The following is a 24,626-nucleotide window of genomic DNA, read 5'->3' as shown; positions in this document are numbered from 1 at the left end:
GTCGGTGGTGACGGACGACGACCCACCCAGGAGGACGACGATGCAGCCCGCCACCGCACCCCCGGCACCCCGGAGCACCCGCACCACCCCGGCCATCGAGGTCACCGACCTGCGCCGCAGCTACGGCGACTTCGAGGCCGTCCGCGGCATCTCCTTCGAGGTCCAGCCCGGCGAGGTGCTGGCCCTGCTCGGTGTCAACGGCGCCGGCAAGACCTCCGCGCTGGAGGTGCTGGAGGGCCTCGCACCGGCCGGCGGCGGCACCGTCCGGGTGCTGGGCCTGGACCCGGTCCGTGACCGGGCCCGGGTCCGCCGCGAGCTCGGCGTGCTGCTGCAGACCAGCGGGCTGCCCGGTGACCTCACCGTCGCCGAGACCCTGCGCACCTGGGCCGGCACGCTCACCGCGCCCCGCCCGGTCCAGGAGGCCCTCGCCCAGGTCAGCCTGACCGGCCGGGCCGACGTCCGGGTCCGGTCGCTGTCCGGCGGCGAGCGCCGCCGGCTGGACCTGGCCCTGGCGCTGCTGGGCCGCCCCAGCGTCGTCGTCCTGGACGAGCCGACCACCGGGCTGGACCCCGAGTCCCGCCGCCAGGTGTGGGAGCTGGTGCAGGGCCTGGTCGCCGACGGCGCCGCGGTGCTGCTGACCACCCACCACCTGGAGGAGGCCGAGGTGCTCGCCGACCGGGTCGCGGTCATGCGGGCCGGCCAGGTCGTGCTGTCGGGCACCCAGGCCGAGATCGCCGAGACCCAGCCCGCCACCGTCCGCTTCGTCCTGGACGACGACGCCCCCCAGCCGCCGGTGCCCGCCGGCGTCCAGGTCGTCTCGACCGGCCGCCGGGTCGAGTGGCAGACCGGCTCCCTGCAGCCGGTCCTCGCCGAGCTGCTCGCCTGGGCCGCCCAGCACGGGGTCGTGCTGCGCACCCTGCTCGCCCGGGCCGGCTCCCTGGAGCAGGCCTTCCTCGCCGTCGCCGACGGCGCCCACCCCGCCGTCGCCACCACCCCGGAGGAGAACCGATGACCGCCGCCGAGACGCGGCTGCTGCTGCGCAACCGCACCGCCCTGGTCAACTCCGTCGTGCTGCCGCTGCTGCTGGTCGCCGCCGTCCCGGTCCTGGGCGCCGGCGAGGACGGCGTCGCCCTCGGCCCGCTGCTGCTGCAGGCCGCCGTCGGCATCACTCTCATCTACCTGACCTACTACAACCTGGTCACCACCTACGTGGCCCGGCGCGAGGACCTGGTGCTCCAGCGGATGCGCACCGGCGAGCTCACCGGCACCGAGGTGCTGGCCGCCACCGCCGCCCCCACGCTGCTCATCACCGTGGGCCAGCTGGCCGTCGTCGCCGTCGGCGTGCTGGCGCTGGGGGAGTGGACCGCCCCCGCCGACGTCGTCCTGCCCGTCGTCGGCGTGCTGGCCGGCATCCTGCTGATGGTGCTGCTGGCCGCGGCGAGCACGTCGTTCACCCGGACCCCGGAGTCCGCGCAGATCACCACCCTGCCGATCGTGCTGGTCAACACTGCGCTGTCCGGCCTGCTGTACCCGATCAGCGTCTTCCCGGACTGGCTGGCCACGGTGGCCCGGCTGCTGCCGGTCACCCCGGTGATCGAGCTGGTCCAGCTGGGCCTGGCCGGCACCACCTGGGACGGCGAGACCGTCTCCGGCGGGGACCTGTGGGCCGCGGCCCTGCAGCCGGCCGCCGTGCTCGCGGTCTGGCTCGTCGTGGCCGGCGTCGCCGCCGCCCGGGGCTTCCGGTGGGCCCCGCGCCGGTGACCTCGGCCCTGCGGGACGGTCGGTACGGCAGCATGAGCGCCGTGCCGACCGTCTCGCGCTGGTGGCGCACGCGCACCGACCCGCAGCGGATCGAGCTCTACACCCGGTGGTCCTACTACGCCGCGTACCTCGGCCTGCCCCCGCTGCTGCTCTTCGCCGTCGCCCCCGGCTGGTCGGCGTCGGGCCTGGTGCTGCCGTTGCTGCTGGTCGTGGGCACCGTGGCCACCGCCCTGGCCTGCACCTGGCTGACCCGCGCAGGGCTCGACGCCCGGGCCGCGGCGCCGGCCAGCATGCCGACGGCCGGCCAGCTCGCCGTGGTCGGCACGGTCGCCGGGCTGACCGCGGTGGTCGCCGTCGCCGCGGTCACCGGCGGGCCGGAGCCCACGCCCTCGGCCCCCGGCGCCGTCGGCATGCTCGGCGGGGCGGTGCTGATGGCGCTGTCGGTCACCTGGTCGATGCGCCGCCTGACCTGGGCGTCGCTGGGCTGCGGCGCGCTGGCCACGGGTGTCGCGCTGGTCGACGGCGCCCTCCCCGGCCCGGCCGTCGCCTCCGGGGTGGCGATCGCCATCGCGTTGGTCGCGGTGGCCTCGGCGTTCCGGTTCACCGTCTGGATCCTCGAGGTGGTCCAGGAGATGGACCGCACCCGCGGCGTGCAGCTGCAGCTGGCCGTGGCCGAGGAGCGCCTGCGCTTCGCCCGCGACCTGCACGACGTGATGGGCCGCAACCTCTCGGCCATCGCGGTCAAGAGCCAGCTGGCCGCCGAGCTGACCCGCCGCGGCCGGGACGGCGCCGCCGAGGAGATGGACGGCGTCGGCTCGCTGGCCGAGTCCTCGCTGCGGGAGGTCCGCGAGGTGGTCCGCGGCTACCGGGCCACCGACCTGGCCTCCGAGCTGGCCGGGGCGCGCTCGGTGCTGCGCTCGGCCGGCGTCACCACCACCGTCACCGGTGAGGACGACGTCGCTGCCGTGCCGGCCGCCACCCAGGAGCTGCTGGGCTGGGTGGTCCGGGAGGCCGTGACCAACGTGCTGCGGCACTCCTCGGCCGGCCGCTGCGACATCACCCTCACCCAGGACCCCGGGGGGACCATCTTGACCGTGCACGACGACGGTGAAGGCGCGCCGACCGGCTGGGGCAACGGGCTGACCGGTCTGGCCGAGCGGCTGGCCGCCGGCGGGGGTCGTCTGGAGGCCGGCCCGGCGGACACCGGGTTCACCGTCCGGGCGGGGGTGCCGGCGTGACCGTGCGCGTGCTGCTGGCCGACGACGAGAACCTGATCCGCTCCGCGCTGGCCGCCCTGCTGGGCCTGGAGGACGACGTCGAGGTGGTCGCCCAGGCGGCGTCGGGCGCCGAGGCGCTGGCGATGGCCCGGGCGCACACCCCCGACGTCTGCGTGCTGGACCTGCAGATGCCCGACCGGGACGGCATCTCGGTGGCCGGGGAGCTGCGCACCGTGCTGCCCGGTTGCCGGGTCGTGATCGTCACCGGGCACGGTCGGCCCGGGCACCTCAAGCGGGCCCTGGAGGCCGGGGTGCGGGGGTTCCTGCCCAAGACGGTGAACGCCGCCGTGCTCGCCGACGTCGTCCGGACCGTGCACGGGGGCGGGCGCTACGTCGACCCGGAGCTGGCCGCCGAGGCGATCAGCGCCGGGGACTCCCCGCTCACGCCGCGGGAGGCCGACGTGCTGGAACTGGCCGCCGGCGGCGCGCCGGTCGAGGAGATCGCCGCCCGGGCGCACCTGTCCCCGGGCACGGTGCGCAACCACCTGTCGGCGGCGGCCACCAAGCTGGGTGCCCCCAACCGGCACGCCGCCGTCGACGCCGCCCGCCGGCACGGCTGGATCTGACCGGAGGGTGACGGCGCAGGGTCCCTGCGCCCCCGCACTCCGCTCAGCTGTTGCCGGGCTGGATCTCCCGGTCGTCGGCCTGCGCCTCGTCGTCGGTGGTCAGCGTGGGGTCGCCGGTGTCGGTCGCGCCCAGGTCCGGGGCGTCGTCGCCCGGACGGCCGTCGACCAGGTTCTCGTCGTTGCGCGGGGAGTCGGCCGGGTCGGTGATCGGGTCGGTCATGCCGGTCCGCTGCCCACTCCGTCGCCCGCGCACACCTCAGGAGGGGCCGGACTCCTGACTGGCCGTGACGTCGTCGGCGCCCCGGGCGGGCAGGTCGTCGTCGGGGTCGTCGCGCTGCAGCGCCGCCTCCCGGGTGAGCGGTACGCCGTCGTGCACACCGGCGGTGTCGTCGTCGTCACCACTGGTGGCGAGGTCGCCCCCGCTGCCGGCGGCGCTGGTCTCCTCGCTGATCGGCGGGGTGGTGCTCTCGCTGCCCTGGGGATCGCTCATGCGTTCCTCGTGCCCGCCGTCGCGAGGGTCATGCGGGTCAGCGGTGGCGACGGGCGCGCAGGACGACCAGCGCGGCGATCAGCCCACCCAGGACGGCGGCGGCCACCAGCGCGACGACCAGCGGCAGTTGTACTTCCCCGAACACGAGCGACACGGTGACCGACTGGGTGTTGAAGACGACGAAGAGCACCAGCACCACGGTGAGCGCGACCAGCAGCACCGCGCTGAGCGTCGCCCCGGCGGTCCTGCGGCGGCTGCGCGAGGGGGCGGTCTGCGGGGTGGTCGGGTCGGTCGCGGGGCTGGTCACGGCGTCCATGCTGGGGCCCGGAGCCGGGTCCGGCCACTCAGTCCTCGAGCGCGGGCCCGGCCTCGTGCCGCGGGTGTCCCGGCGTCCGCTCGCGCTGCTTCATCCGGGCCTCGAGCACGTGCCGGTCACCGCCGGCCAGCTCGTCCCGGGCCCGGGCGTCGAAGTCGCGGAACGTCGACCAGTAGCCGGCGTCGTAGTCCTCCACCAGCTGGAAGGTCCACCGGTCGGCGACGACGTTGCGGCCCAGCAGGTCGCGTTCGAGGTCGTCGGCCAGCGCGGTGGCGCCGGCCTCGCGGAAGGAGTCCAGGGACTCACCGAGCAGGATGTCGGCCTTGCCGGAGAGCTGGTGGAAGGCGTAGAGGAAGCCGCGGGCCTGCTCCACGGTCTCCAGGGCCTCGGAGAGCTTGCCGAGCGCCTCGACGGTGGTGTCGTCCAGTTCCGGACGGGATCGGTCGGTCACGACGGCACCGTGCCCCGTCGGGACCGGCCTCAAGCCCCGGCGCCGGCCGGTGTCTGCGGTCTCAGGCGTGGGGCGTGGCCCTGGCCGCGTCGATGAGCCGCTCGGCGAGCTGGCGGCCGTGGCTGGCCGGGCCGTCGGGGCCCAGCAGGCCACCGGAGAGCTGCATCCCGTCGATGATCAGGTGCAGCTGGGCGGCCAGGTCGTCGCCACCGCCGGGCACCAGCTCCTCGGCCAGGTGCACCAGGCGCATGTGCAGCTCGTACTTGTAGTCCGCGGCGGCGGAGCGGGCCGGGTGCTGCGGGTCGTCGTACTCGCTGCTGACGTTGGTGAAGGGGCAGCCGCGGAAGCCGGTGCGGGTCACGTCGCGCTCGACGACGTCGACGATCGCCATCAGCGCGCCCCGCGGGTCCTCGGCGAAGTGGCCGAGCTGGGCGTCGATGAAGCCCAGGAGGGTGGCGGCCTTGCGCGAGAGGTAGGCCCCGACGAGGTCGTCCTTGCTCTTGAAGAGCCGGTACACCGTCATCTTGCCCAGGCCGGTCTCGCGGACCAGCTCGTCCATGCCGACGCTGCGCGAGCTGCGGCCGGCGAACAGCCGCTCGGCGGTGTCCAGCACGATCGCCTGCCGTTCGGCCCGGCTGCGGCGCACCGGCACGGGGGCGCCGTGCGGTTCCGCGGCGAGGGAGCCGAGGGAGAGGTCGGCGCTGGCGTCGAAGGCGAGTGCGGCGGTCACGTCGTCGATGGTGCACGCGGACGTGACGGAGCAGTTCACGGCACGCCGGTGTGTCGGACTCGCGACTGAGAGTCACGTGGACCCCTGTGCCACCCGGGTTCGAGGGGGTCCCTGGGGCTCGTGTGACACCGGTCCGTCACACCTGGCGACGGACTGCCGACAACGCGCGAGGAGGTCGGCGGGCAGACGTCAGTGCGTGTGCTCGGGGACCCGCGGGAGCGCACCGTGGGCGGTGTCGGCGTCCCGGCCCGGGCGCACCTCGTGCCGGTCGCGGGTGGCCAGCAGCACCCCGCCCCAGATCAGCACGGCGATCGTGACGACGAAGAAGCTGGGCGGCAGGTTCACCAGGGCGGAGAGCACCAGGCCCACCCACACCGACACCAGCGCGAACACCACGGCCAGCGCGGCCACCCGGCTGGGCCGGGCGGTGAGCCGCAGCGCAGCCGCGGCCGGGGTGACGACCAGGGCGAAGAGCAGCAGCGTGCCGACGACCTGGACGGCCATGGTGATCGTGAGGGCCAGCAGCACCACGAAGGCGACGCCCAGGGCGCGGACCGGCACCCCGCGGGCCTCGGCGACGGCCGGGTCGACCGAGGCGAAGACCAGCGGCCGGGCGATGACGGCCAGCGCGACGACGACCAGCAGGGTGAACCCGCCGAACACCCACAGCTGGTCGCGCCCGATGGCCAGCAGGTTGCCGAAGAGCACGTTGGTGGTGGTGCTGGCGTTCGCGGTGGCCAGCGAGGCGAACAGCACCCCCAGTCCGGTGGCGAAGGCGAGGATGGTGCCGGTGGCGATCTCGCGTTCGGCCACCCGCTTGCCGAACAGGCCGATGAGCAGCCCGCCGCCGACGCAGAAGACGGCCAGGCCCAGGGTGACCGGCGCGCCGACCAGGATCGCCCCGGTCGCACCCGGGAACCCGATGTGGGCCAGCGCGTGGGCGGCGAAGGCGTTCTGCCGGGTGATGACGAAGTAGCCCATCAGGCCGGCGGCGACCGCCACCATCGAGCCGCCCAGGAAGGCGTGCCGCATGAAGGTCGTCTGCAGCACCTGCAGCCAGTTGTCCTGGAACTGCACGGCGGCCAGCACGTCGAGGTGCACGGGGGTGTTCCCTTCAGCCGCTGCGGGTGAACAGGTCACCCTGGGCGGTCCGCACGACGCGCACGCGTGTGCCGTAGAGGTGGGTGAGCAGGTCCTCGGTCACGACCTCGCCGATGGGGTCGTGGTGCGGGTGACCGTCGAGCAGGTACACGGCGTCGGTGAGCACCGGCAGCAGCGGGTTCAGGTCGTGCGCGACGACCATGATCGTCACCGCGCGCTCGCGGCGGAGCTCACCGAGCAGCGTGACGATCTCGTGGGAGTTGCGCAGGTCCAGGTTGGCCAGCGGCTCGTCGAGCAGCAGCAGGTCGGCGTCGTCGACGATGGCCTGGGCGATGGCGACCCGCTGCTGCTGGCCGCCGGACAGCTCGCTCATCCGCCGGTCGGCGTAGTCGGCGGCCCCCACCCGGCGCAGGGCGTCCTGGACCCGGGCGCGCTCCGCGGGGGTGCTGCGCCGGATTCCGAAGCGGCTGCCGGTGAGGCCCAGGGCGACCAGGTCGCGGGCGCGCACGGCCTCACCGAGGGCGGCGGTGTAGTTCTGCGGCACGTAGCCGATCCGCCGGTTGCCCCGCCGGGGCGGGGCGCCGAGCACCTCGACGCGTCCGCCGGCCACCGGCAGCAGGCCCAGCGCGACCTGGAAGAGCGTCGTCTTGCCCGCGCCGTTGGGGCCGATGACCCCGACGACCGAGCCGGCCGGCACCGCCAGGGTGCCCTCGGACCAGACGGTGCGCCCGCCGCGGACGACGGAGACCCCGTCCAGCACCAGGGCGGGGGAGCCCGGGCCGGACGGGGTCGCCGTCGGGTGTGCCTGCGTCACTGACCCCCACCGAGTGCGTCTGCGAGCTGCTGCAGCTGGGACAGCTGCCACTGGACGAAGGAACCGTCGTCGGAGGGCACGGATTCCGTGACCTCGACGACCGGGACCCCGGCGGCCTCGGCGGCACTGCGCAGCTGGTCGGGGACGGAGCCCTCGGTCTGGGTGTTGAAGACCAGCACGTCGATGCTGCCGTCGGCCAGGGCGGCCTCGAAGGCGGCGACGTCGCCGGTGGCCGGGTCGCTCTCGTTGCTGGCGGCGTCCCGGTAGCCCTCGGGGGTCGCGTCGGTGAGCCCGACGGCGGCCGCGGTGTAGTCGAAGACGGTCTCGGTGGCCGCGTAGGTCTTGCCCGCGGCCAGGCCCTCGATCGTGGTCAGCTCGTCGGTGTAGGGCTGCAGGTCCGTCGTCCAGGCGGTGGCCCGGTCAACGAAGTAGTCCGCGGCGTCGGGGGAGAGGTCGCTGAGCTCGGCGGTCACGGCGTCGGCGGTCTGCTGCACGTACTCGGGGGAGTACCAGAGGTGCGGGTTCACCGAACCGTGGCCCTCCTCGCCCTCGGCGTGGCCGTCGTCCTCGGAGTGCTCGTCCTCCGCGTGCTCCTCCTCGATGCCGACCACCTCGGCAGCGTCCACCACGACGGGCTGCGGGTCCAGGTTCTGCACCGCGTCGGAGGCCCAGTGGTCGTAGTCCGCGCCGTTGACGACGACGAGGTCGGCGCCCTCGAAGGCAGCGATGTCCCCGGTGGTCGGCTCGTAGTCGTGCGGGTCCACGGCGGTGGAGTTGATGACCGTGGTGACGTTCGTGCAGTCCCCGCCCAGCGCCTGGACGACGTCACCCCACTGGTCGACCGACACGACGACGTCGAGCACGTCGCCGGGGCAGTTGGCGGCGTCGGCCTCAGCGGTGCTGGCACCGCCCGAGCCGTCGGAGGAGCAGGCCGCGAGGCCCAGGGAGCTGGCGGCCAGCACGGCGAGGACGGTGGAACGGCGGGACACGATGGGACTCCTGGGTGATGCCGGGAATGATTCTCAGAACCAGTATCACCCGGCCGTCGACGGGGGCTCCAGCGGGGGTCGGCCCAGGGCCGCCAGCACCGGGTCCCACACCTCCATCGGCAGCCCGGCACCGCTGTAGACGCTGAACCGGTCCACGACGCCCTCGAAGCGGCGCAGCACCTCCGGGCCGACCTGCCCGGGCTCGGCGACGACGGCGAACGTGCCCAGCACCTCGTCGTCCACCAGGGCGGCCATCGCCTCCCACTTGTCCTCCCGGCGGGACGTGGACAGCGCGTGCAGCTCCTCACCCAGCGCGCCCCAGCCGTGCAGCTCCAGCACCGGGCGGTAGGCGGGGGTGCTCCCGTAGAAGGCGATCTGCGCCCGGACGGCGTCCGCGGCCCGGGTCCGCTCGGCGTCGTCCCGGCCGGAGACGACGAAGCCGGGCAGGCTGACCTGCACCTCCGCGCGCGAGCGGCCGGCGGTCTCGAGTCCCTCCTGCAGGGCCGGCAGCGTCCGCTCGCGCAGGTAGCGCTCGGTGGTGAAGCCGTGGGCGAGCAGGCCGTCGCACAGCTCGCCGGCGACCCGGGTCATCAGCGGCCCGACCGCGGCCAGGTGCACCGGCGGCGGACCCCACTCGTGCCGGGGCGGCGTGAAGGTCGGCGTCATCAGGGTGTGCTGGTAGTGCTCGCCGCGGAAGCGCAGCGGGGTGCCGTCCTCCCAGGAGGCCCAGATCGCGCGCAGGGCGCCGACGTACTCCCGCATCCGGGCGGCCGGGGAGCTCCACGGCATGGAGAAGCGCCGCTCCACGTGCGCCTTGACCTGCGTCCCGAGCCCCAGCACGAACCGGCCGCGGCTGTACCGCTGCAGGTCGTAGCCGGTGTACGCCACCGTCATGGGGGAGCGGGCGAAGGCCACCGCGATGGCCGAGCCGACCTGGACGCGCTCGGTGGACAGTGCGGCGGCGTGCAGCAGCAGGAACGGGTCGTGGGCGACCTCGGAGGCCCAGACGCCGGCGTACCCCCGCTCCTCCAGCCGGCGTGCGGTGCCCGCGACGTCGTCGGTCCCGGCGGTCAGCAGTGACGCGTCCAGCAGCATGACCGGACTCTGCCGCACGGGTGACGCTGCTGGCCAGCGACCGCCGTCCGTCCGTACGGTCAGCCCCCATGAGCGCGATGCCGGTCCGGCGGGACAGCCGGCGCGGGGAGATCCTGGCCGCCTTCACCGCGATGGTCGCCGAGCGGGGCTACGACGGCACCAACTTCGGTGACCTGGCCGCAGGGCTCGGGATGAGCAAGGGCACGATCGTGCACCACTTCGGCACCAAGGAGCAGCTGCTCACCGAGCTGCACGAGACCTACATGCGCCGCCGGCTGGCCGAGGTCCGGGTGGTGTGGGACGCGCTGGCGGACCCGGCGGAGCGGTTGGCCGCCTTCCTGCACCTGGGCGTCCGCTACCAGGTGGTGGACCGGACGGCGACGGTCGCCTTCCAGCGCGAGGTCCGCCGGTTCGCCGACGCCGCCGGCATGGAGACCTCGCGCGGGCTGCGCGACGAGTACCGCGGGCTGGTCGTCGGGGTGCTCGCCGACGGGGTGGCCGCCGGGGTGTTCCGCCCCGGCGACGACCGGCTGCGCACCCTGCAGGTGTTCGGCTCGGTGCACTGGATGTGGACCTGGTTCGACCCGGCCGGGTCGCTGCCGGTCGCCGAGGTCGCGGCCTCCTACGTGGACACCTTCCTGGGTGGGGTGCTGGCCGACCCGGGGCGGGCGGCCGCACTGGCCGACCCCTCCGGTGCGGTCGTGGCGGTGGTCGACGAGGCGCTCGCCGCAGGTCGGGCGGCCGATGCCCTTGACGGCGGACCGGGGCACCCGACAAGCTGACCGTACGGGCGGTCAGTGACTCCGCTCACGTCGCGGCGAGGAGGTCGGGATGGCTGCCGGAGGACTGCTCGAGGGGCTGCTGGCCGACCTCGCCGCGGAGAGTGCCGCGCTGGACGACGTGGTCGCCGGCCTGGACGACGCCGGCTGGGCCACGCCCACCCCGGCCGCCGGCTGGACGGTCGCCCACCAGGTCGCCCACCTCGCCTGGACCGACGACGTCGCCGCGCTGGCCGGCACCGACCCGGACGCCTTCCTGGCCCTGCCCGACACCGAGGGCCTGGTGGACGAGGAAGCCGCCGCCGGTGCCGCCGTCCCCCCGGCCGAGCTGCTGGACCGCTGGCGGACCGGGCGCGCCGCTCTGGCCGCGGCGCTCGCGGCGGTCCCCCCGGGCCAGAAGCTGCCCTGGTACGGCCCGCCGATGAGCGCGACCTCGATGGCCACCGCCCGGCTGATGGAGACCTGGGCGCACGGCGTCGACGTGACCGACGCGCTGGGGCTGCCGGTCTCGGCCACCGACCGGCTGCGGGCGGTCGCGCACCTGGGCGTGGTCACCCGCAGCTTCGCGCACGCCCAGCACGGCCTGCCGGCCCCGACCGGGGACGTGCGGGTCGAGCTGGTCGCGCCGTCCGGGGCGGTGTGGAGCTGGGGCGAGGAGTCCGCGGCCGACCGGGTGACCGGTCCGGCGCTGGACTTCTGCCTGCGGGTCACCCAGCGCCGTCCCCTCGCCTCGCTCGCGCTGGTCACCACCGGACCGGCCGCCGAGCGCTGGATGGCCGTGGCCCAGGCCTTCGCCGGCGAGCCCGGCGCCGGCAGCGAGGCCCGGTGACGCCGCCGGTGCTGCGGGTCGGCAACGCGTCGGGCTTCTACGGCGACCGGCGGGCCGCCGTCCGGGAGATGCTCGAGGGCGGGCCGCTGGACGTGCTGACCGGGGACTACCTGGCCGAGCTGACCATGCTCATCCTGGGCCGGGACCGGGCTCGCGACGCCTCCCGAGGCTGGGCCCGCACGTTCCTGGCGCAGCTGGAGGAGTGCCTGGGCCTGGCCCGGGACCGCGGGGTGCGGCTGGTGGTCAACGCCGGCGGCACCAACCCGGCCGGGCTGGCCGACGCGGTCCGGGCGCTGGCCGACCGGCTCGGCGTGCCGACGGCGGTCGCGCACGTCGAGGGCGACGACCTGCTGCCCCGCGCGTCCGAGCTCGGGTTCGGCGAGCCGATCACCGCCAACGCCTACCTGGGCGCCTTCGGGATCGCCGAGTGCCTGCGCGCGGGCGCCGACGTCGTGGTCACCGGGCGGGTCACCGACGCCTCGCTGGTCGTCGGCCCGGGCATCGCGCACTTCGGCTGGGGGCGGGAGGACCACGACGCGATCGCCGGCGCGATGGCCTGCGGGCACGTGCTGGAGTGCGGCACCCAGGCCACCGGCGGCAACCTGTCCGCCTTCGACGAGCACCCGCTGGAGCAGCTGCTGCACCCCGGCTTCCCGCTGGCCGAGCTGCGCGCCGACGGGTCCAGCGTGATCACCAAGCACCCGGACACCGGCGGCGTGGTCGACGTCGACACCGTCACCGCGCAGCTGCTCTACGAGATCACCGGCGCCCGGTACGCCGGGCCCGACGCCGTCGCCCGGTTCGACACCGTGCGGCTGACCCCGGACGGCCCGGACCGGGTGCTGCTGTCCGGCGTGCGCGGCGAGGCGCCGCCGCCGGACGTCAAGGTCTGCCTGAACGCCCTGGGTGGACACCGCAACGAGGTCACCTTCGTGCTCACCGGCGACCGGATCCAGGTCAAGGCGGCGCTGGCCCGGGCCCAGTTCGAGGCCGCGCTGGACCCGCGCCCGGCCGAGCTGGTCTGGTCGACCGTCGGCGTGCAGCGCCCGGACGCCGACACCGAGGCCGGCGCCAGCGTGCTGCTGCGCGCCCAGGCCACCGACCCGAGCGCCGACGTCGTCGGCCGGGCGTTCTCCGGCGCCGCGGTGGAGATGGCGCTGGCCTCCTACCCGGGCTTCCACCTGACCGCGCCGCCCGGCTCGGGCTCGGCGTACGGCGTCTACACGCCGGCCTACGTGCCGCAGACCGCGGTGCCGCACGTCGCGGTGCTGGCCGACGGCACCCGGGTCGACGTCGCACCGCCCGCGGTCACCGCACCGCTGGCCGACCTGCCCGCCGTCCCCGCCCCGTCCGTGGAGCCGGGTCCGACCCGGCGGGCGCCGCTGGGTGCGGTCGCCCGGGCCCGCAGCGGCGACAAGGGCGGGACGGCGAACATCGGCCTCTGGGCGCGCACCGACGAGGGCGCCGCCTGGCTGGCCGCCGCGCTGACCCCCGACGTCGTCCGGGAGCTGCTGCCCGAGGCCGCGGACCTGCCGGTCACCGTGCACCCGCTGCCCAACCTGCGCGCCGTGGACGTGGTGGTCGAGGGCCTGCTCGGTCAGGGGGTGGCCGCCAGCACCCGGTTCGACCCGCAGGGCAAGGCGGTCGGCGAGTGGCTGCGCGGGCGCGAGCTGGAGATCCCGGAGCACCTGCTGTGAGCTGGGAGTCGGCGGAGCGGGTGCAGCTGCGGGAGTCCGCGGCGGGGTTCGTGCGGCGGCACGTGCTGCCCGGCCTGGACGCCTGGGAGGCCGCCGGCGCGGTGCCGCGCGAGCTGCACCGGGCCGCCGCCGACGCCGGGCTGCTGGGCATCGGCTTCCCCGAGGAAGTCGGCGGGGAGGGTGGCGACCTGGTCGACGTCGTCACCGTGATGGAGGCGATGCTGGCGGCCGGGGCGTCCTCCGGGCTGCTGGCGGCGTTGTTCACGCACTCCATCGCGCTGCCGCACCTGGTCGCCGCAGGTGACCCCGAGCTGGTCGAGCGGTACGTCCGGCCCACGCTGGCCGGGGAGCTGATCGGGTCGCTGGCGGTCAGCGAGCCCGACGCCGGCTCCGACGTCGGCGCGCTGCGCACCCGCGCGGTCCGGGACGGGGACTCCTTCGTCGTCGACGGCACCAAGACCTTCATCACCAGCGGCACCCGCGCGGACTTCGTCACCACCGCGGTGCGCACCGGGGGCCCGGGCGCCCGCGGGGTCAGCCTGCTGGTCGTCGACCGCGGGACGCCGGGCTTCACCGTCTCCCGGGCGCTGCCCAAGATGGGCTGGCACTGCTCGGACACCGCGGAGCTGGCCTACGACGGCGTCCGGGTGCCGGCGTCCCAGCTGGTCGGCCCCGAGGGCGGCGGGTTCGGCCAGATCACCCGGCAGTTCGTCACCGAGCGGCTGGCGCTGGCCGTGCACGCCTACGGCGTCGCCGACCGCGCGCTGGCGCTGACCCGCGCCTGGACCCGGGACCGGACGACGTTCGGCGTCCCGCTGGCCGGCCGGCAGGCCGTGGTGCACCGGCTGGTCGAGATGCACTCCCGGGTCGAGCTGGCCCGCACGTACACCCGCTCGGTCGTCGTCCGGCACGCCGCGGGGGAGGACGTCGCCGCCGAGGCCTGCCTGGCCAAGAACGCCGCCGTCGCCGCCGGGGAGTGGGTCTGCAGCCAGGCCGTCCAACTGCACGGCGGGATGGGCTACCTGCGCGACTCCGAGGTGGAGCGGCACTACCGCGACGTCCGGATCCTCGGCATCGGCGGCGGCGCCACCGAGGTGCTCACCGACCTGGCCGGCCGGCTCCTCGGCTACTCGGAGGCCCCCGCATGACCGTGTTCCGCTCCACCCTGGACACCGCCGGCGACCAGTTCGCCGCCAACCGGACCGCGGTGCTCGCCGCGCTGCGCGCGCTGGACGACGAGCACGCCCGTGCTGTGGCCGGGGGTGGGGAGAAGGCCGTCGCCCGGCACCGCACGCGGGGCAAGCTGCTGGCCCGGGAGCGGGTCGAGCTGCTGCTGGACGCCGACAGCCCGTTCCTGGAGCTCTCCCCGCTGGCCGCCTGGGGCACCGACTTCACCGTCGGCGCCAGCGTGGTCACCGGCGTCGGCGTGGTGGAGGGCGTCGAGGTCGTCGTGATCGCCCACGACCCGACGGTCCGCGGCGGGGCCAGCAACCCGTGGACGCTGAAGAAGACGCTGCGCGCCATGCAGATCGCCCGGGAGAACCGGCTGCCGCTGGTCAGCCTGGTCGAGTCCGGCGGTGCCGACCTGCCCACCCAGAAGGACATCTTCATCCCCGGCGGGCAGATGTTCCGCGACCTCACCCGGCTGTCCGCGGCCGGCATCCCGACGATCGCGATCGTCTTCGGCAACTCCACCGCCGGCGGCGCCTACGTGCCCGGCATGAGCGACCACGTGGTGATGGTCGACGGCGGCGCGAAGGTGTTCCTCGGCGGCCCGCCGCTGGTGAGGATGGCCACCGGCGAGGTCGCCGACGAGGAGTCCCTGGGCGGTGCCGCGATGCACGGGCGGGTGTCCGGGCTGGCCGACCACGTCGCCGTCGACGAGGTGGACGCGCTGCGGATCGGCCGCCGGGTCGTCGCCCGGCTGAACTGGCGCAAGCGCGGGCCGGCGCCCGCGGCCGTCGTCCCCCCGCGGTACGCCGAGGACGACCTGCTCGGCGTCGTCGGCACCGACCTGTCCCAGCCCTTCGACCCCCGCGAGGTGCTCGCCCGGGTCGTCGACGACTCCGACCTCGACGAGGTCAAGCCGCGCTACGGGCCCTCGCTGGTCACCGCCTGGGCGCGCATCCACGGCCACCCGGTCGGCGTGCTGGCCAACGCGCAGGGCGTGCTGTTCAGCGCCGAGGCGCAGAAGGCCACCCAGTTCATCCAGCTGGCCAACGCCAGCGACACCCCGCTGCTCTTCCTGCACAACACCACCGGCTACATGGTCGGGAGGGAGTACGAGCAGGGCGGGATCATCAAGCACGGCGCGATGATGATCAACGCCGTCTCCAACAGCCGGGTGCCGCACCTGTCGGTGCTGCTGGGCGCCTCCTACGGCGCCGGGCACTACGGCATGTGCGGCCGTGCGTTCGACCCGCGCTTCCTCTTCGCCTGGCCGACGGCGAAGTCCGCTGTCATGGGCCCGGCCCAGCTCGCCGGCGTGCTCTCGATCGTGGCCCGGGCCGCGGCGGAGTCCCGCGGCACCCCGTTCGACGAGGACGGCGACGCCGCGATGCGCGCCGCCGTCGAGGCCCAGATCGAGGCGGAGTCGATGCCCCAGTTCCTGTCCGGCCGGGTCTACGACGACGGCATCATCGACCCGCGCGACACCCGCACGGTGCTCGGGATGTGCCTGTCCGCGATCGCGTCCGGCGAGGTCGCCGGCACCGGCGCCGGCCACGGCACCCCCGCCTACGGGGTGTTCCGCCCGTGACCGCCTCCACCCCGCGCGATGGCATGGGATCCCCCGCATACGGATCACGCGCTCAGCGATATGCGGGGGATCCCATGCCAGGGCGCGGAGGGCCGGTCACGCGGGTGCTGGTGGCGAACCGGGGGGAGATCGCACGGCGGGTGTTCCAGACCTGCCGGGAGCTGGGCATCGGGACCGTCGCGGTCTACAGCGACCCGGACGCCGGCAGCCCGCACCGGGCCGAGGCGGACCGGTCCGTCCGGCTCCCGGGGGCGACGCCGGCCGACACCTATCTGCGCGCCGACCTGCTGATCGCCGCGGCGGAGGCCTCCGGCGCCGACGCGGTGCACCCGGGCTACGGGTTCCTGTCCGAGAACGCCGACTTCGCCCGCGCCGTGCTCGACGCCGGGCTGACCTGGATCGGCCCGCCGCCCGCCTCGATCGACGCGATGGGGTCCAAGGTGGAGGCCAAGGCGCTGATGGCCGCCGCCGGGGTGCCGGTGCTGCAGCTGGACGAGGTCACCGAGGCCGACCTGCCGGTGCTGGTCAAGGCCTCGGCCGGGGGCGGTGGCCGCGGGATGCGGGTCGTGCGCGCGCTGGCCGACCTGGACGCCGAGATCGGGACCGCCCGCGCCGAGGCCGCGTCGGCGTTCGGCGACCCCACCGTGTTCGTGGAGCCCTACGTCGAGGCCGGCCGGCACATCGAGGTGCAGGTGCTCGCCGACGCGCACGGCACGGTCTGGTCGCTGGGGGAGCGGGAGTGCTCGCTGCAGCGCCGGCACCAGAAGGTGGTCGAGGAGACGCCGTCACCGTTCGTGACGCCGGAGCTGCGGGCCGCGCTGAGCGGGGCCGCCGTCACCGCGGCCCGGGCCATCGACTACGTCGGGGCCGGCACGGTCGAGTTCCTGGTCCGGGACGACGGGGCCTTCTTCTTCCTGGAGACCAACACCCGGCTGCAGGTGGAGCACCCGGTCACCGAGTGCGTCACCGGCCTGGACCTGGTCGCCTGGCAGCTGCGGATCGCCGCCGGGGAGCGGCTGCCCGCGGAGCCCCCGGCGTCGACCGGGCACGCGATCGAGGTCCGGCTGTACGCCGAGGACCCGGCGCAGGACTGGCGGCCGGTCAGCGGGCCGGTGCACGGCTTCGACGTCCCGGGGACGGCGTTCGCGGTGCCGCCGGGCCCCGGCATCCGGGTGGACGCCGGAGTGGTCGCCGGCAGCGCCGTGTCCACGCACTACGACCCGATGCTGGCCAAGGTCGTGTCCTGGGCGCCCACCCGGGCCGAGGCCGCCGCCCGGCTCGCGGCGGCGCTCGCCGGGGCCCGGCTGCACGGCCCGACCACCAACCGCGACCTGCTGGTCCGCTCGCTGCGGCACCCGGCGTTCCTGGCCGGGGAGACCGACACCGCGTTCTTCGACCGGCACGGCCTGGATGCGCTCGCCGCGCCGCTGGCCGGCGAGGAGGAGGCCGTGCTGGCCCCGCTGGCCGCCGCGCTCGGGCTCGCCGCCGCCCGACGCCGGGACGCCGTCGTGCTGGGCGGGCTGCCCAGCGGCTGGCGCAACGTGGCCTCCCAGCCGCAGCGGACCGCGTTCGAGACGGCCGAGGTCAGCTACCGGCTCACCCGCGACGGCCTGCAGGGCCCCGAGGGCGTCGAGCTGGTGTCCGCCGGGCCCGACGAGGTGGTGCTGGCCGTGCACGGCGTCGAACGCCGGCTGGCCGTCGCCGTCCACGGGGACGACGTGTGGGTCGACGGCGACGGCTGGTCGGTGGCGCTGCGGGTGCTGCCCCGGTTCCCCGACCCCTCGACCGCGGTCGCCGCGGGATCGCTGGTCGCCCCGATGCCCGGCTCCGTCGTCGCCGTCCACGTGGGCGTCGGGGACCGGGTGACGGCGGGCCAGCGGCTGCTGGTGCTCGAGGCGATGAAGATGCAGCACCCGGTGACCGCACCCGCCGACGGCGTCGTCGTCAGCGTGGACGTGGCCGTCGGCGCCCAGGTGGAGGCCGGCGCGGTCCTCACCGTCCTGGAGAGCGGAGAGACGACGTGACGCTGGACTTCGACGAGGGCGACGAGCTGCGCGACCTGCGCGCGGCGGTCGCCGACCTGGCCTCCCGGTACGGGCACTCCTGGTACCTGGAGCAGTCCCGCACCGGTGGGACCACCCGGGCGCTGTGGGACGAGGCCGGCAAGGCCGGGTTCCTCGGGGTCAACCTGCCCGAGGAGCACGGCGGCGGGGGCGGCGGCATGGTCGAGCTGTCGATCGTGCTGGAGGAGCTCGGCGCGGCCGGCTGCCCGCTGCTGATGATGGTGGTCAGCCCGGCCATCTGCGGCACGATCATCGCCCGCTACGGCACCCCCGAGCAGCGCGACCGCTGGCTGCCCGGCATCGCCGACGGGTCGCTGACCATGGCCTTCGCCATCACCGAGCCCGACGCCGGCTCCAACAGCCACGAGATCACCACCGTGGCCCGCCGGGACGGCGACGGGTGGGTGCTGTCGGGCCAGAAGGTGTGGATCAGCGGTGTCGACGTCGCCGACGCGGTGCTCGTCGTGGCCAAGCTGGCGGACTCGGCCAAGGGCACGCTGCGGCCGGCGCTGTTCGTCGTCCCGGTGGACGCGCCGGGACTGTCCAGGACGCCGATCCCCATGGAGCTGGTCAGCCCCGAGCACCAGTTCCAGCTCTTCCTGGACGACGTCCGGCTGCCCGCCGACGCGATCGTCGGCTCGCCCGAGGCCGGGATCGCCCAGCTGTTCGCCGGGCTCAACCCCGAGCGGGTGATGGGTGCGGCCTACTCGCTGGGCACCGCCCGGTTGGCGCTGGCCAAGGCCGCCGCCTACGCCCGGGACCGCCGGGTCTGGGGCACCCCGATCGGTGCGCACCAGGGCGTCTCGCACCCGCTGGCCGCCGCCCAGGTGGAGGTCGAGCTGGCCCGGCTGATGACGCTCAAGGCGGCCTGGCTCATCGACACCGGCGCGGACGCGGCGTCGGCGGCCAACAGCGCCAAGTACGCCGCCGCCGAGGCCGTGGTGCACGCCGTGGACGCCGCGGTGCAGACCCACGGCGGGTCCGGCCTGTCCCAGGAGACCGGCATCGGTGCGCTGATCACCTCCTCCCGCTTCTCCCGGATCGCCCCGGTGAGCCGGGAGATGGTCCTGAACTTCATCGCCCAGCACGACCTCCAGCTGCCCCGGTCCTACTGAGAGGCCAGACCATGCCCATCGAGCCCGCCGGTCAGGTGCGCAAGCCCACCGCCCCGCCCCGCCGCACGACGCCGTCCGCGGGCCGGGTGCTGCTGTCCGACCAGCCCCCGGTCGCCGTCCCCACCGAGCCCATCCACCGGCTGGTGCTCGACGGGGCCGCCGCCCGCGGGGACCACCCGGCGCTGGTCGACGGGATCACCGGGGACACCATCACCTACGCCCAGCTGGCCTCGATGGTCGACCGGATGGCCGCCGGGTTCGCCGAGGTCGGGGTCCGGCCCGGGGACGTCGTCGCGCTGCACAGCCCGAACACGGTCCTGTACCCGGTCGTCTACTACGCGGCCAGCCGCGCCGGCGCCACGGTCACCACGCTGTCGGCGATGACCACGGCCAAGGACATGGCCAACCAGCTCAGCGACTCCGGGGCCTCGCTGGTGGTCACCGTCGGCGCGCTGCTGCCGGTCGCGGTGGAGGCCGCCGGGGACCGCCCGGTGTGGACCTGTGACCGGGTCGAGGGGCACCGCTGCGTGACCGAGCTGCTGGACTCCGAGGGCCCGGTGCCCGACGTCCCCGTCGACGCCGGCAGCGACGTCGCGGTGCTGCCCTACTCCAGCGGCACCACCAGCCTGCCCAAGGGCGTGATGCTCACCCACGCGAGCATCGGGGTGAACCTGGCTCAGATCCACGCGCTGCACCGGGTCGACGAGGGCGACCGGGTCATCGCCGTCCTGCCGTTCTTCCACATCTACGGCATGACGATCCTGATGAACCTGCCGCTGCGGCACGGCGCCACCGTCGTCGTGCTGCCCCGCTTCGACCTGACCCAGTTCCTCGACGTGCTGGAGCAGCACCGGATCACCCGGGCCTACGTGGCGCCGCCGGTGGTGCTGGCGCTGGCCAAGCACCCCGCCGTGGAGGGCCGGGACTTCTCCGCACTGACGTTCCTCATGTCGGCCGCGGCCCCGCTGGACGGCGACCTGGCCGGCGCCGCCGCGGCCCGGCTGGGCTGCGAGGTCGGCCAGGCCTACGGGATGACCGAGCTGTCCCCGGGCACGCACCTGGTGCCCGACGGCCTGGCCGCCGACGCCCCGCCGGCCAGCATCGGCCGGTTGTTCCCCTCCACCGAGGGCCGCCTCGTCGACCCGGCCACCGGTGCCGATGTCGGTGACGGCGAGCCCGGTGAGATCTGGATCCGCGGCCCGCAGCGGATGAAGGGCTACTTCGGCCGGCAGGAGGAGACCGACACCCTCATCGACGCCGAGGGCTGGCTGCACACCGGCGACATCGGCACTGTCGACGCCGAGGGCTGGTGGCACGTCGTGGACCGGGTCAAGGAGCTGATCAAGTACAAGGGCTACCAGGTCGCCCCGGCCGAGCTGGAGGCCGTGCTGCTGGCCCACCCGGAGGTCGCCGACGCCGCCGTCATCGGGGTGTACGACGAGCGCGGCGACGAGGTGCCCAAGGCCTTCGTCGTCCGGGCGCCGGGCTCGCAGCTCACCGAGGACGACGTGCTGGCCCACGTCGCCGAGCGGACCGCGCCCTACAAGCGGGTCCGCCGGGTCGAGTTCATCGACGTGGTGCCCAAGTCCCCCAGCGGCAAGATCCTGCGCCGGGAGCTGCGGGTCCGCGAGGGCTAGATGCCGGTGACCCGGTTCTCCGGGTCCAGCCCGTCGGAGGCGCGCTGCTCGGTGTCGGGGTCGCCGCCCTCGGCGGGCTGGTCCGGGTGCGGGGTGCGGCCGGCCCCGTCGCTGCTGGTGGTGTCGGTGCTGGTGGTGTCGGCGCCCTCGGCGGGGTCCTCGGGGTGCGTGGGCGTGGTCTCGGTCATGCCCTGCCCCTGCCCGCTGGGTGTGCGGGCCAACCGTCGAGGGCTCAGACAGCGCGGGCGGCGGGCAGCCGGACCAGCGCGCTGCGGACGGCGTCGTCGTCGGGCAGGCCGCCCCGCGCCCCGGGACCGGTGGTGGACAGCGCCGCCGCCGTCGCCGCGTAGCCCACCGCCCCGGGCAGCTCCTGCCCGGCGGACAGCGCCCGGCACAGCGCGCCGCAGAAGCAGTCCCCGGCGCCGGTGGTGTCCACCGGTTCGACGCCGAGCGGGGGCTGGTGCACGGCGGGCCCGTCGGCCGGGACCACCAGGACGCCGTCCCCACCCAGGGTCACCACGACCGACCGCGCCGCCAGCCCACGGGCCAGCTCCGCGAGCTCGGCGTGCGTGCGGGCCACGGGCACCGCCCCGGCCAGCTGCACCAGCTCGTGCTCGTTGGGCACCAGCACGTCGACCACGCCGAGCAGCTCCGCCGGCAGCGGCTGGGCCGGCGCCGGGTTGAGCACCACGGTGCCCCCGGCGGCCCGGGCCGCGGCCAGCACGGTGGGCATCGGGGTTTCCAGCTGCAGCAGCACGACCCCGGCCCGGCGCACGGGCTCGACGTCCACGTCTGCAGCGGTCAGGGCGGCGTTCGCACCGGGGACGACGACGATCAGGTTCTCCCCGCCCTCGGCCTCCACCGGGATGGTGGCCGACCCGGTGGGGGCGCCGGCGGTGCGGTGCACCCGGGTCACGTCCACGCCGGCATCGGTCAGCGCGGCCAGCTGCCGGGCCCCGGCGTCGTCGTCACCGACCCGGCCGAGCATGTGCACGCCCCCGCCGAGCCGGCCCGCGGCGGCGGCCTGGTTGGCGCCCTTGCCGCCGGGCAGCACCTCGACGGCGCTGCCGATCACGGTCTCGCCGCGGCCGGGCAGCCGTCGCACGGTCACCACGACGTCCTCGTTGAGGCTGCCCACGACGGTCACGCTCGGCTGGCTCACGCCGGGCAGCCTAGGTGTGTCCGTCGCGACGGGGACGGGCCCCTCGACCGTGGTCGAGAGGCCCGTCGTCGGGTGTCGCGTCAGCGGACGGTGATGCTGTCCAGCTCGGCGAACCCGGTGCCACCGGTGGCGAAGGGGGAGCCCTTCGCCAGGCGGATGACGTTGTAGCCGGCCCGCAGGGTGACCTGTTCAGTCACGGCCGCCGAGCCGAATGAGCCCCACGCGCCCGTCGGCGGGTAGCTCACGGTCCGGAACGGTCCGCCGTTGAACGCCAGTGACTGGGTGGACGTTGCGCCGGTGCCGTTGGCGTAGCGGATGGACAGCGAGTACGAGCGGGCCTCGGGCACGTTCACCACGAAGTCCACGAAGCTGTCCCGGCGGGCGTCACCGCTGCCGTCGATGCCGCCGACGTAGGCCCCGTTGGAGGCCGACGGGGAGGTGCGGGTGGCGGCGTTGACGACGGTGGCGTTCTCCGCCTCGTACACCTGTTGGAACGGCGTCGTCGGGCCGTTCACCGGGGTGACGACCAGCTGGTAGGCGCTCTCGGCGGACATGCCCTGCACCGGCACGGTCACCACGCCGTTCACCACCGGGTAGGTCGTGGAGGAGACCCGGGTGGCGGCGGCGACCGCGGTGTTGCGGCCGGTGCCCGGGGTCGAGTCCAGGGTCACCCGGACCTGGGAGCCGAAGGACCCCAGACCGGTCAGCCGCACGGTGTTGCTGCCGGAGTCGCCGCCGAAGACGGTGGTGACGACCTGCCGGCTGGCGTCGTAGGAGGCCACCCCGTCCAGCCAGCTCTGCGGGGTGGTGCGCACGACGTTGCCCGACATCGACCCGTACCAGCGGTAGGCCCAGTAGGAGGCGGTGGGCTGCCCGGAGGTGGTGAACAGCCCGTCGAACGTGCCCGCCTCGTACCAGTACGCCCGCTGCGCGTCCCGCGTGTCGTGGCGTTCGAAGACCGACAGCCAGTGCACGGCGGCGCTGGGGATGTCGACCTGGTTGGGGGAGCCGTACTCGTTGATGGAGATCGGCAGCGGCGCGATGCCCAGGGACCGCTCGATGGAGCGGTACTCCGTGACGCGGTCACCGAAGCCGGTCCAACCCATGTCGAAGAGCTCGTGCCAGACCATCACGTCGGGCAGCGTGTTGGTGTCCCGTGCGTGGCGCAGGAAGTTGGTGATGTTGTCGGTGTCGTACCGGGTGAAGCTGGGCCCGACGATCGGGGTGACCGGGTCCAGGCTCTCCACCAGCCGGTAGGTGCGGGTCCAGCCGTCGAGGTAGGGGCCGGCCCGGTCGGGCTGCCAGGTCAGGTCGGGCTCGTTCCAGAGCTCGTAGCCGTTGATGTTCGTCGTGGTCGTGGCGGCGAGACGGGCCTGGACCATCTGGCGGACCTTGCCCTCCCAGTCCTCCCAGGACGTCCACTGGTAGGGGAACGTCGGGAAGACGTCGGGCAGGCGCAGGAACTGCTGGCCGCCGGCCCGGGTGATGTTGGCGGCGACGTCGAGCCCCGAGCAGCAGGGTTCGGTCGCGCCGTTGCCCAGGTGGGTGGTGCCGGGCGGCGGCTGGGTGAACTGGTTGACGCTCAGCGGGAGCAGCTGCTCGGTGGTGGGTCGGGAGTCCGACCCGACCGAGTAGAGGCCGCCGGCGCCGACGTGGGTGACCGGCCGGACGGCCGTGCCCACGTCGACGGTGAGCGTGTTGCCGGCCGCGACGGCGGGGCTCGCGGGGGTGGTGACCGCGAGCCCGACGGCGAGGGCCAGGGCGGTCAGGACGGACGTGCGTCTTTGCACGGGCTCTCCTCAGGGTGGTGGCCGGGCCCCGCGGAGCTGTGCCGAGGTGACCGAAACCGATTGCGTCATTGCCGTCTGTGACCCTGCTGTGTGGGTTGAGTCACCGTCAAGACGTCCTGGGGAATGCCTGCTGGGAACCCCCGAGTCGGACCGGACCTCGGGTGTGGCGCGGTGGAGTGGGCGGAAAACCGGGCGAAAACAGTCGCTAGAACACGGTCTTACCGATACCGCTGGTCTCGGTGTTCAGCCGGCTGGTTCGTCAGCGGTCAGGCGGGGCCGGGCGGCGTCATGGGCGGCAGGTGGGCGGTGCGCGGCGGCACCCGCGAGGCCCACCAGGCCGGCGCCTGCCGGGCCCAGGTGTCGCCCAGGTCGGTGAGCCGGCCATCGCTGCGCAGGGGCGCCCAGTCCATCGACCGCCGGATGCCGGCGGCCACCAGCGTGAGGGCGGTGCCCAGCCCCAGTCGGCGGTGCGCGGGGGAGACGTAGACCTGCTCGACCACGCCGCTCGTCGGGTCCCAGCGCAGGGCACCGACCTGGTTGGACCAGGCGATGCCGGTGCCGGTGAAGGTGTCCGGGCCCATGACCGCGCCGTCGGGGTGGTCGGCGGTGGAGAAGCCGACCAGGTCCAGGCGCCCGGGACGGTCCGCTGCGGCCGGGACCAGCACGCACCACAGGTGCGGGGTCCGCGGCAGCACGACCCGGGAGACGACGACCCGGGACGGCACCCGGCCGGCCACCGGCACGGTGGCCTGCACCTGCCAGCCCGGCGGCCGGTCGGGGACGCCGGGGAGGTCGACGAGGGTGCCGTCGGGGAACGCGTCGGAGGCGATGCCGGTGAGCACGTGGACCCCGAGGTCGCCGTCCCGGTGGCGGGCGTACCAGAGCGAGCCACCGGGACGGGTCATCGTGGGTGCGGGGACTGTCAGTGCTGGCGGGCGCGACGACGGCCCGCGACGACCGCACCCGCACCGGCCAGCAGCAGGCCGGCGCCCGCGGCGACCATCGGCAGGGTCTCGACGCCGGTGGTGGCCAGCGCCGAGCCGGCCGAGGCCGTCCCGGCCGCCGCCGTGGCTGCCGGGGTCCCGGAGCCCGCCGCGGCCGTGCCGGAGGGGGGGCTGCCCGGCGAGCCCGGGGCGGCGGAGGCGCCGGCAGTCGTGGTGTCCGGGGCGGGGGCGCCGGGTGCCGCGGTGGGCTCGGGCACGACAC

At 75.1% G+C, this 24,626-nt stretch carries 26 protein-coding genes; 12 read left to right on the top strand and 14 right to left on the bottom strand.

All coding sequences use genetic code 11. The features are described from left to right. Nucleotides 1–40: 40 nt before the first annotated feature. The 4 genes from AC0IVP_RS07550 to AC0IVP_RS07535 are packed head-to-tail and all read left to right on the top strand — an operon-like array spanning nt 41 to nt 3,604. Nucleotides 41–1,012: an ABC transporter ATP-binding protein gene (locus AC0IVP_RS07550; protein WP_471755645.1), complete on the top strand. Its 972-nt coding sequence runs from the start codon at nt 41–43 to the stop codon at nt 1,010–1,012. Next, nucleotides 1,009–1,761 carry an ABC transporter permease gene (locus AC0IVP_RS07545; RefSeq protein WP_471755643.1) on the top strand — a complete coding sequence of 251 codons (753 nt, stop codon included), beginning with the start codon at nt 1,009–1,011 and terminating at the stop codon, nt 1,759–1,761. The genes AC0IVP_RS07550 and AC0IVP_RS07545 overlap by 4 nt, the downstream gene beginning before the upstream one ends. Before the next feature lie 41 nt (nt 1,762–1,802). After that, on the top strand, nt 1,803–2,999 hold the full coding sequence (locus tag AC0IVP_RS07540; protein WP_471755641.1) for a sensor histidine kinase: 1,197 nt from the start codon (nt 1,803–1,805) through the stop codon (nt 2,997–2,999). Continuing rightward, a complete protein-coding gene (locus AC0IVP_RS07535) occupies nt 2,996–3,604 on the top strand; it encodes a response regulator transcription factor (RefSeq protein WP_056300577.1) in 609 nt (202 codons plus the stop codon). Before AC0IVP_RS07540 ends, AC0IVP_RS07535 begins: the two co-directional genes overlap by 4 nt. A gap of 43 nt (nt 3,605–3,647) precedes the next feature. Here AC0IVP_RS07535 and AC0IVP_RS07530 read toward each other — a convergent pair whose 3' ends face one another. From AC0IVP_RS07530 to AC0IVP_RS07490, 9 genes are all read right to left on the bottom strand, one after another. After that, nucleotides 3,648–3,824: a hypothetical protein gene (locus AC0IVP_RS07530; protein WP_471755639.1), complete on the bottom strand. Its 177-nt coding sequence runs from the start codon at nt 3,822–3,824 to the stop codon at nt 3,648–3,650. Nucleotides 3,825–3,860: 36 nt separating this feature from the next. Continuing rightward, a complete protein-coding gene (locus tag AC0IVP_RS07525; protein WP_471755637.1) occupies nt 3,861–4,094 on the bottom strand; it encodes a hypothetical protein in 234 nt (77 codons plus the stop codon). Nucleotides 4,095–4,131: 37 nt separating this feature from the next. Beyond that, on the bottom strand, nt 4,132–4,410 hold the full coding sequence (locus AC0IVP_RS07520) for a lipopolysaccharide assembly protein LapA domain-containing protein (RefSeq protein ID WP_471755635.1): 279 nt from the start codon (nt 4,408–4,410) through the stop codon (nt 4,132–4,134). A 28-nt stretch (nt 4,411–4,438) separates the two neighbouring features. Then, on the bottom strand, nt 4,439–4,861 hold the full coding sequence (locus AC0IVP_RS07515) for a hypothetical protein (protein ID WP_471755633.1): 423 nt from the start codon (nt 4,859–4,861) through the stop codon (nt 4,439–4,441). 61 nt (nt 4,862–4,922) lie between these two features. Beyond that, entirely contained in the window at nt 4,923–5,591 is a 669-nt protein-coding gene (locus AC0IVP_RS07510) for a TetR/AcrR family transcriptional regulator (RefSeq protein WP_471755631.1), read from the bottom strand. 189 nt (nt 5,592–5,780) lie between these two features. After that, entirely contained in the window at nt 5,781–6,692 is a 912-nt protein-coding gene (locus AC0IVP_RS07505) for a metal ABC transporter permease (protein ID WP_056300562.1), read from the bottom strand. Between the two features lie 13 nt (nt 6,693–6,705). Next, nucleotides 6,706–7,506, bottom strand: coding sequence for a metal ABC transporter ATP-binding protein (locus tag AC0IVP_RS07500; protein WP_082557219.1), 801 nt, complete (start codon nt 7,504–7,506; stop codon nt 6,706–6,708). After that, complete coding sequence (locus AC0IVP_RS07495; protein WP_471755629.1) at nt 7,503–8,495, bottom strand: metal ABC transporter solute-binding protein, Zn/Mn family; 993 nt, start codon at nt 8,493–8,495, stop codon at nt 7,503–7,505. The genes AC0IVP_RS07500 and AC0IVP_RS07495 overlap by 4 nt, the downstream gene beginning before the upstream one ends. Before the next feature lie 45 nt (nt 8,496–8,540). Then, complete coding sequence (locus tag AC0IVP_RS07490; RefSeq protein WP_056300766.1) at nt 8,541–9,590, bottom strand: TIGR03617 family F420-dependent LLM class oxidoreductase; 1,050 nt, start codon at nt 9,588–9,590, stop codon at nt 8,541–8,543. Nucleotides 9,591–9,658: 68 nt separating this feature from the next. Between AC0IVP_RS07490 and AC0IVP_RS07485 the strand changes: the two genes are divergently transcribed. From AC0IVP_RS07485 to AC0IVP_RS07450, 8 genes are all read left to right on the top strand, one after another. Continuing rightward, nucleotides 9,659–10,372: a TetR/AcrR family transcriptional regulator gene (locus AC0IVP_RS07485; protein ID WP_471755627.1), complete on the top strand. Its 714-nt coding sequence runs from the start codon at nt 9,659–9,661 to the stop codon at nt 10,370–10,372. 49 nt (nt 10,373–10,421) lie between these two features. Continuing rightward, on the top strand, nt 10,422–11,198 hold the full coding sequence (locus AC0IVP_RS07480) for a TIGR03084 family metal-binding protein (RefSeq protein WP_471755625.1): 777 nt from the start codon (nt 10,422–10,424) through the stop codon (nt 11,196–11,198). Beyond that, on the top strand, nt 11,195–12,895 hold the full coding sequence (locus AC0IVP_RS07475; protein ID WP_471755623.1) for an acyclic terpene utilization AtuA family protein: 1,701 nt from the start codon (nt 11,195–11,197) through the stop codon (nt 12,893–12,895). Before AC0IVP_RS07480 ends, AC0IVP_RS07475 begins: the two co-directional genes overlap by 4 nt. Further along, complete coding sequence (locus AC0IVP_RS07470; protein WP_471755621.1) at nt 12,892–14,043, top strand: acyl-CoA dehydrogenase family protein; 1,152 nt, start codon at nt 12,892–12,894, stop codon at nt 14,041–14,043. The genes AC0IVP_RS07475 and AC0IVP_RS07470 overlap by 4 nt, the downstream gene beginning before the upstream one ends. Next, nucleotides 14,040–15,653: an acyl-CoA carboxylase subunit beta gene (locus AC0IVP_RS07465; protein WP_471755619.1), complete on the top strand. Its 1,614-nt coding sequence runs from the start codon at nt 14,040–14,042 to the stop codon at nt 15,651–15,653. The genes AC0IVP_RS07470 and AC0IVP_RS07465 overlap by 4 nt, the downstream gene beginning before the upstream one ends. A gap of 74 nt (nt 15,654–15,727) precedes the next feature. Next, on the top strand, nt 15,728–17,677 hold the full coding sequence (locus AC0IVP_RS07460; RefSeq protein WP_471755617.1) for an acetyl/propionyl/methylcrotonyl-CoA carboxylase subunit alpha: 1,950 nt from the start codon (nt 15,728–15,730) through the stop codon (nt 17,675–17,677). Beyond that, nucleotides 17,674–18,831: an acyl-CoA dehydrogenase family protein gene (locus AC0IVP_RS07455; protein WP_471755615.1), complete on the top strand. Its 1,158-nt coding sequence runs from the start codon at nt 17,674–17,676 to the stop codon at nt 18,829–18,831. Before AC0IVP_RS07460 ends, AC0IVP_RS07455 begins: the two co-directional genes overlap by 4 nt. Nucleotides 18,832–18,842: 11 nt before the next feature. Beyond that, nucleotides 18,843–20,468, top strand: a complete 1,626-nt coding sequence (locus AC0IVP_RS07450; RefSeq protein WP_082557217.1) for an AMP-binding protein — start codon at nt 18,843–18,845, stop codon at nt 20,466–20,468. On the opposite strand, the gene AC0IVP_RS07445 is transcribed toward AC0IVP_RS07450, so the two are convergent. The 5 genes from AC0IVP_RS07445 to AC0IVP_RS07425 all read right to left on the bottom strand — a co-directional run. Further along, a complete protein-coding gene (locus tag AC0IVP_RS07445; RefSeq protein ID WP_471755613.1) occupies nt 20,465–20,656 on the bottom strand; it encodes a hypothetical protein in 192 nt (63 codons plus the stop codon). The genes AC0IVP_RS07450 and AC0IVP_RS07445 overlap by 4 nt on opposite strands. A 44-nt stretch (nt 20,657–20,700) precedes the next feature. Next, nucleotides 20,701–21,630, bottom strand: coding sequence for a ribokinase (locus AC0IVP_RS07440; RefSeq protein ID WP_471755611.1), 930 nt, complete (start codon nt 21,628–21,630; stop codon nt 20,701–20,703). A gap of 80 nt (nt 21,631–21,710) precedes the next feature. Further along, on the bottom strand, nt 21,711–23,420 hold the full coding sequence (locus tag AC0IVP_RS07435; RefSeq protein ID WP_471755609.1) for a CBM35 domain-containing protein: 1,710 nt from the start codon (nt 23,418–23,420) through the stop codon (nt 21,711–21,713). A gap of 266 nt (nt 23,421–23,686) precedes the next feature. Further along, nucleotides 23,687–24,325: a GNAT family N-acetyltransferase gene (locus tag AC0IVP_RS07430; protein ID WP_471755607.1), complete on the bottom strand. Its 639-nt coding sequence runs from the start codon at nt 24,323–24,325 to the stop codon at nt 23,687–23,689. Nucleotides 24,326–24,342: 17 nt separating this feature from the next. Further along, nucleotides 24,343–24,626: LPXTG cell wall anchor domain-containing protein (locus tag AC0IVP_RS07425; protein WP_471755605.1), on the bottom strand; the 284-nt coding region annotated here is incomplete at its 5' end.

The sequence above is a fragment of the Klenkia sp. AC732 genome (assembly GCF_979256525.1).
Note: the sequence above shows the minus strand (reverse complement) of the source record. Positions and strands in the feature narration are given on the sequence as shown.

Excerpts from the sequence above, each read along its gene's own strand:
- AC0IVP_RS07550 (WP_471755645.1), top strand. The coding sequence starts at position 41 with ATGCAGCCCGCCACCGCACCCCCGGCACCCCGGAGCACCCGCACCACC.
- AC0IVP_RS07545 (WP_471755643.1), top strand. The coding sequence starts at position 1,009 with ATGACCGCCGCCGAGACGCGGCTGCTGCTGCGCAACCGCACCGCCCTG.
- AC0IVP_RS07530 (WP_471755639.1), bottom strand. The coding sequence starts at position 3,824 with ATGACCGACCCGATCACCGACCCGGCCGACTCCCCGCGCAACGACGAG.
- AC0IVP_RS07525 (WP_471755637.1), bottom strand. The coding sequence starts at position 4,094 with ATGAGCGATCCCCAGGGCAGCGAGAGCACCACCCCGCCGATCAGCGAG.
- AC0IVP_RS07520 (WP_471755635.1), bottom strand. The coding sequence starts at position 4,410 with ATGGACGCCGTGACCAGCCCCGCGACCGACCCGACCACCCCGCAGACC.
- AC0IVP_RS07490 (WP_056300766.1), bottom strand. The coding sequence starts at position 9,590 with ATGCTGCTGGACGCGTCACTGCTGACCGCCGGGACCGACGACGTCGCG.
- AC0IVP_RS07485 (WP_471755627.1), top strand. The coding sequence starts at position 9,659 with ATGAGCGCGATGCCGGTCCGGCGGGACAGCCGGCGCGGGGAGATCCTG.
- AC0IVP_RS07480 (WP_471755625.1), top strand. The coding sequence starts at position 10,422 with ATGGCTGCCGGAGGACTGCTCGAGGGGCTGCTGGCCGACCTCGCCGCG.
- AC0IVP_RS07465 (WP_471755619.1), top strand. The coding sequence starts at position 14,040 with ATGACCGTGTTCCGCTCCACCCTGGACACCGCCGGCGACCAGTTCGCC.
- AC0IVP_RS07460 (WP_471755617.1), top strand. The coding sequence starts at position 15,728 with ATGCCAGGGCGCGGAGGGCCGGTCACGCGGGTGCTGGTGGCGAACCGG.
- AC0IVP_RS07450 (WP_082557217.1), top strand. The coding sequence starts at position 18,843 with ATGCCCATCGAGCCCGCCGGTCAGGTGCGCAAGCCCACCGCCCCGCCC.
- AC0IVP_RS07445 (WP_471755613.1), bottom strand. The coding sequence starts at position 20,656 with ATGACCGAGACCACGCCCACGCACCCCGAGGACCCCGCCGAGGGCGCC.
- AC0IVP_RS07430 (WP_471755607.1), bottom strand. The coding sequence starts at position 24,325 with ATGACCCGTCCCGGTGGCTCGCTCTGGTACGCCCGCCACCGGGACGGC.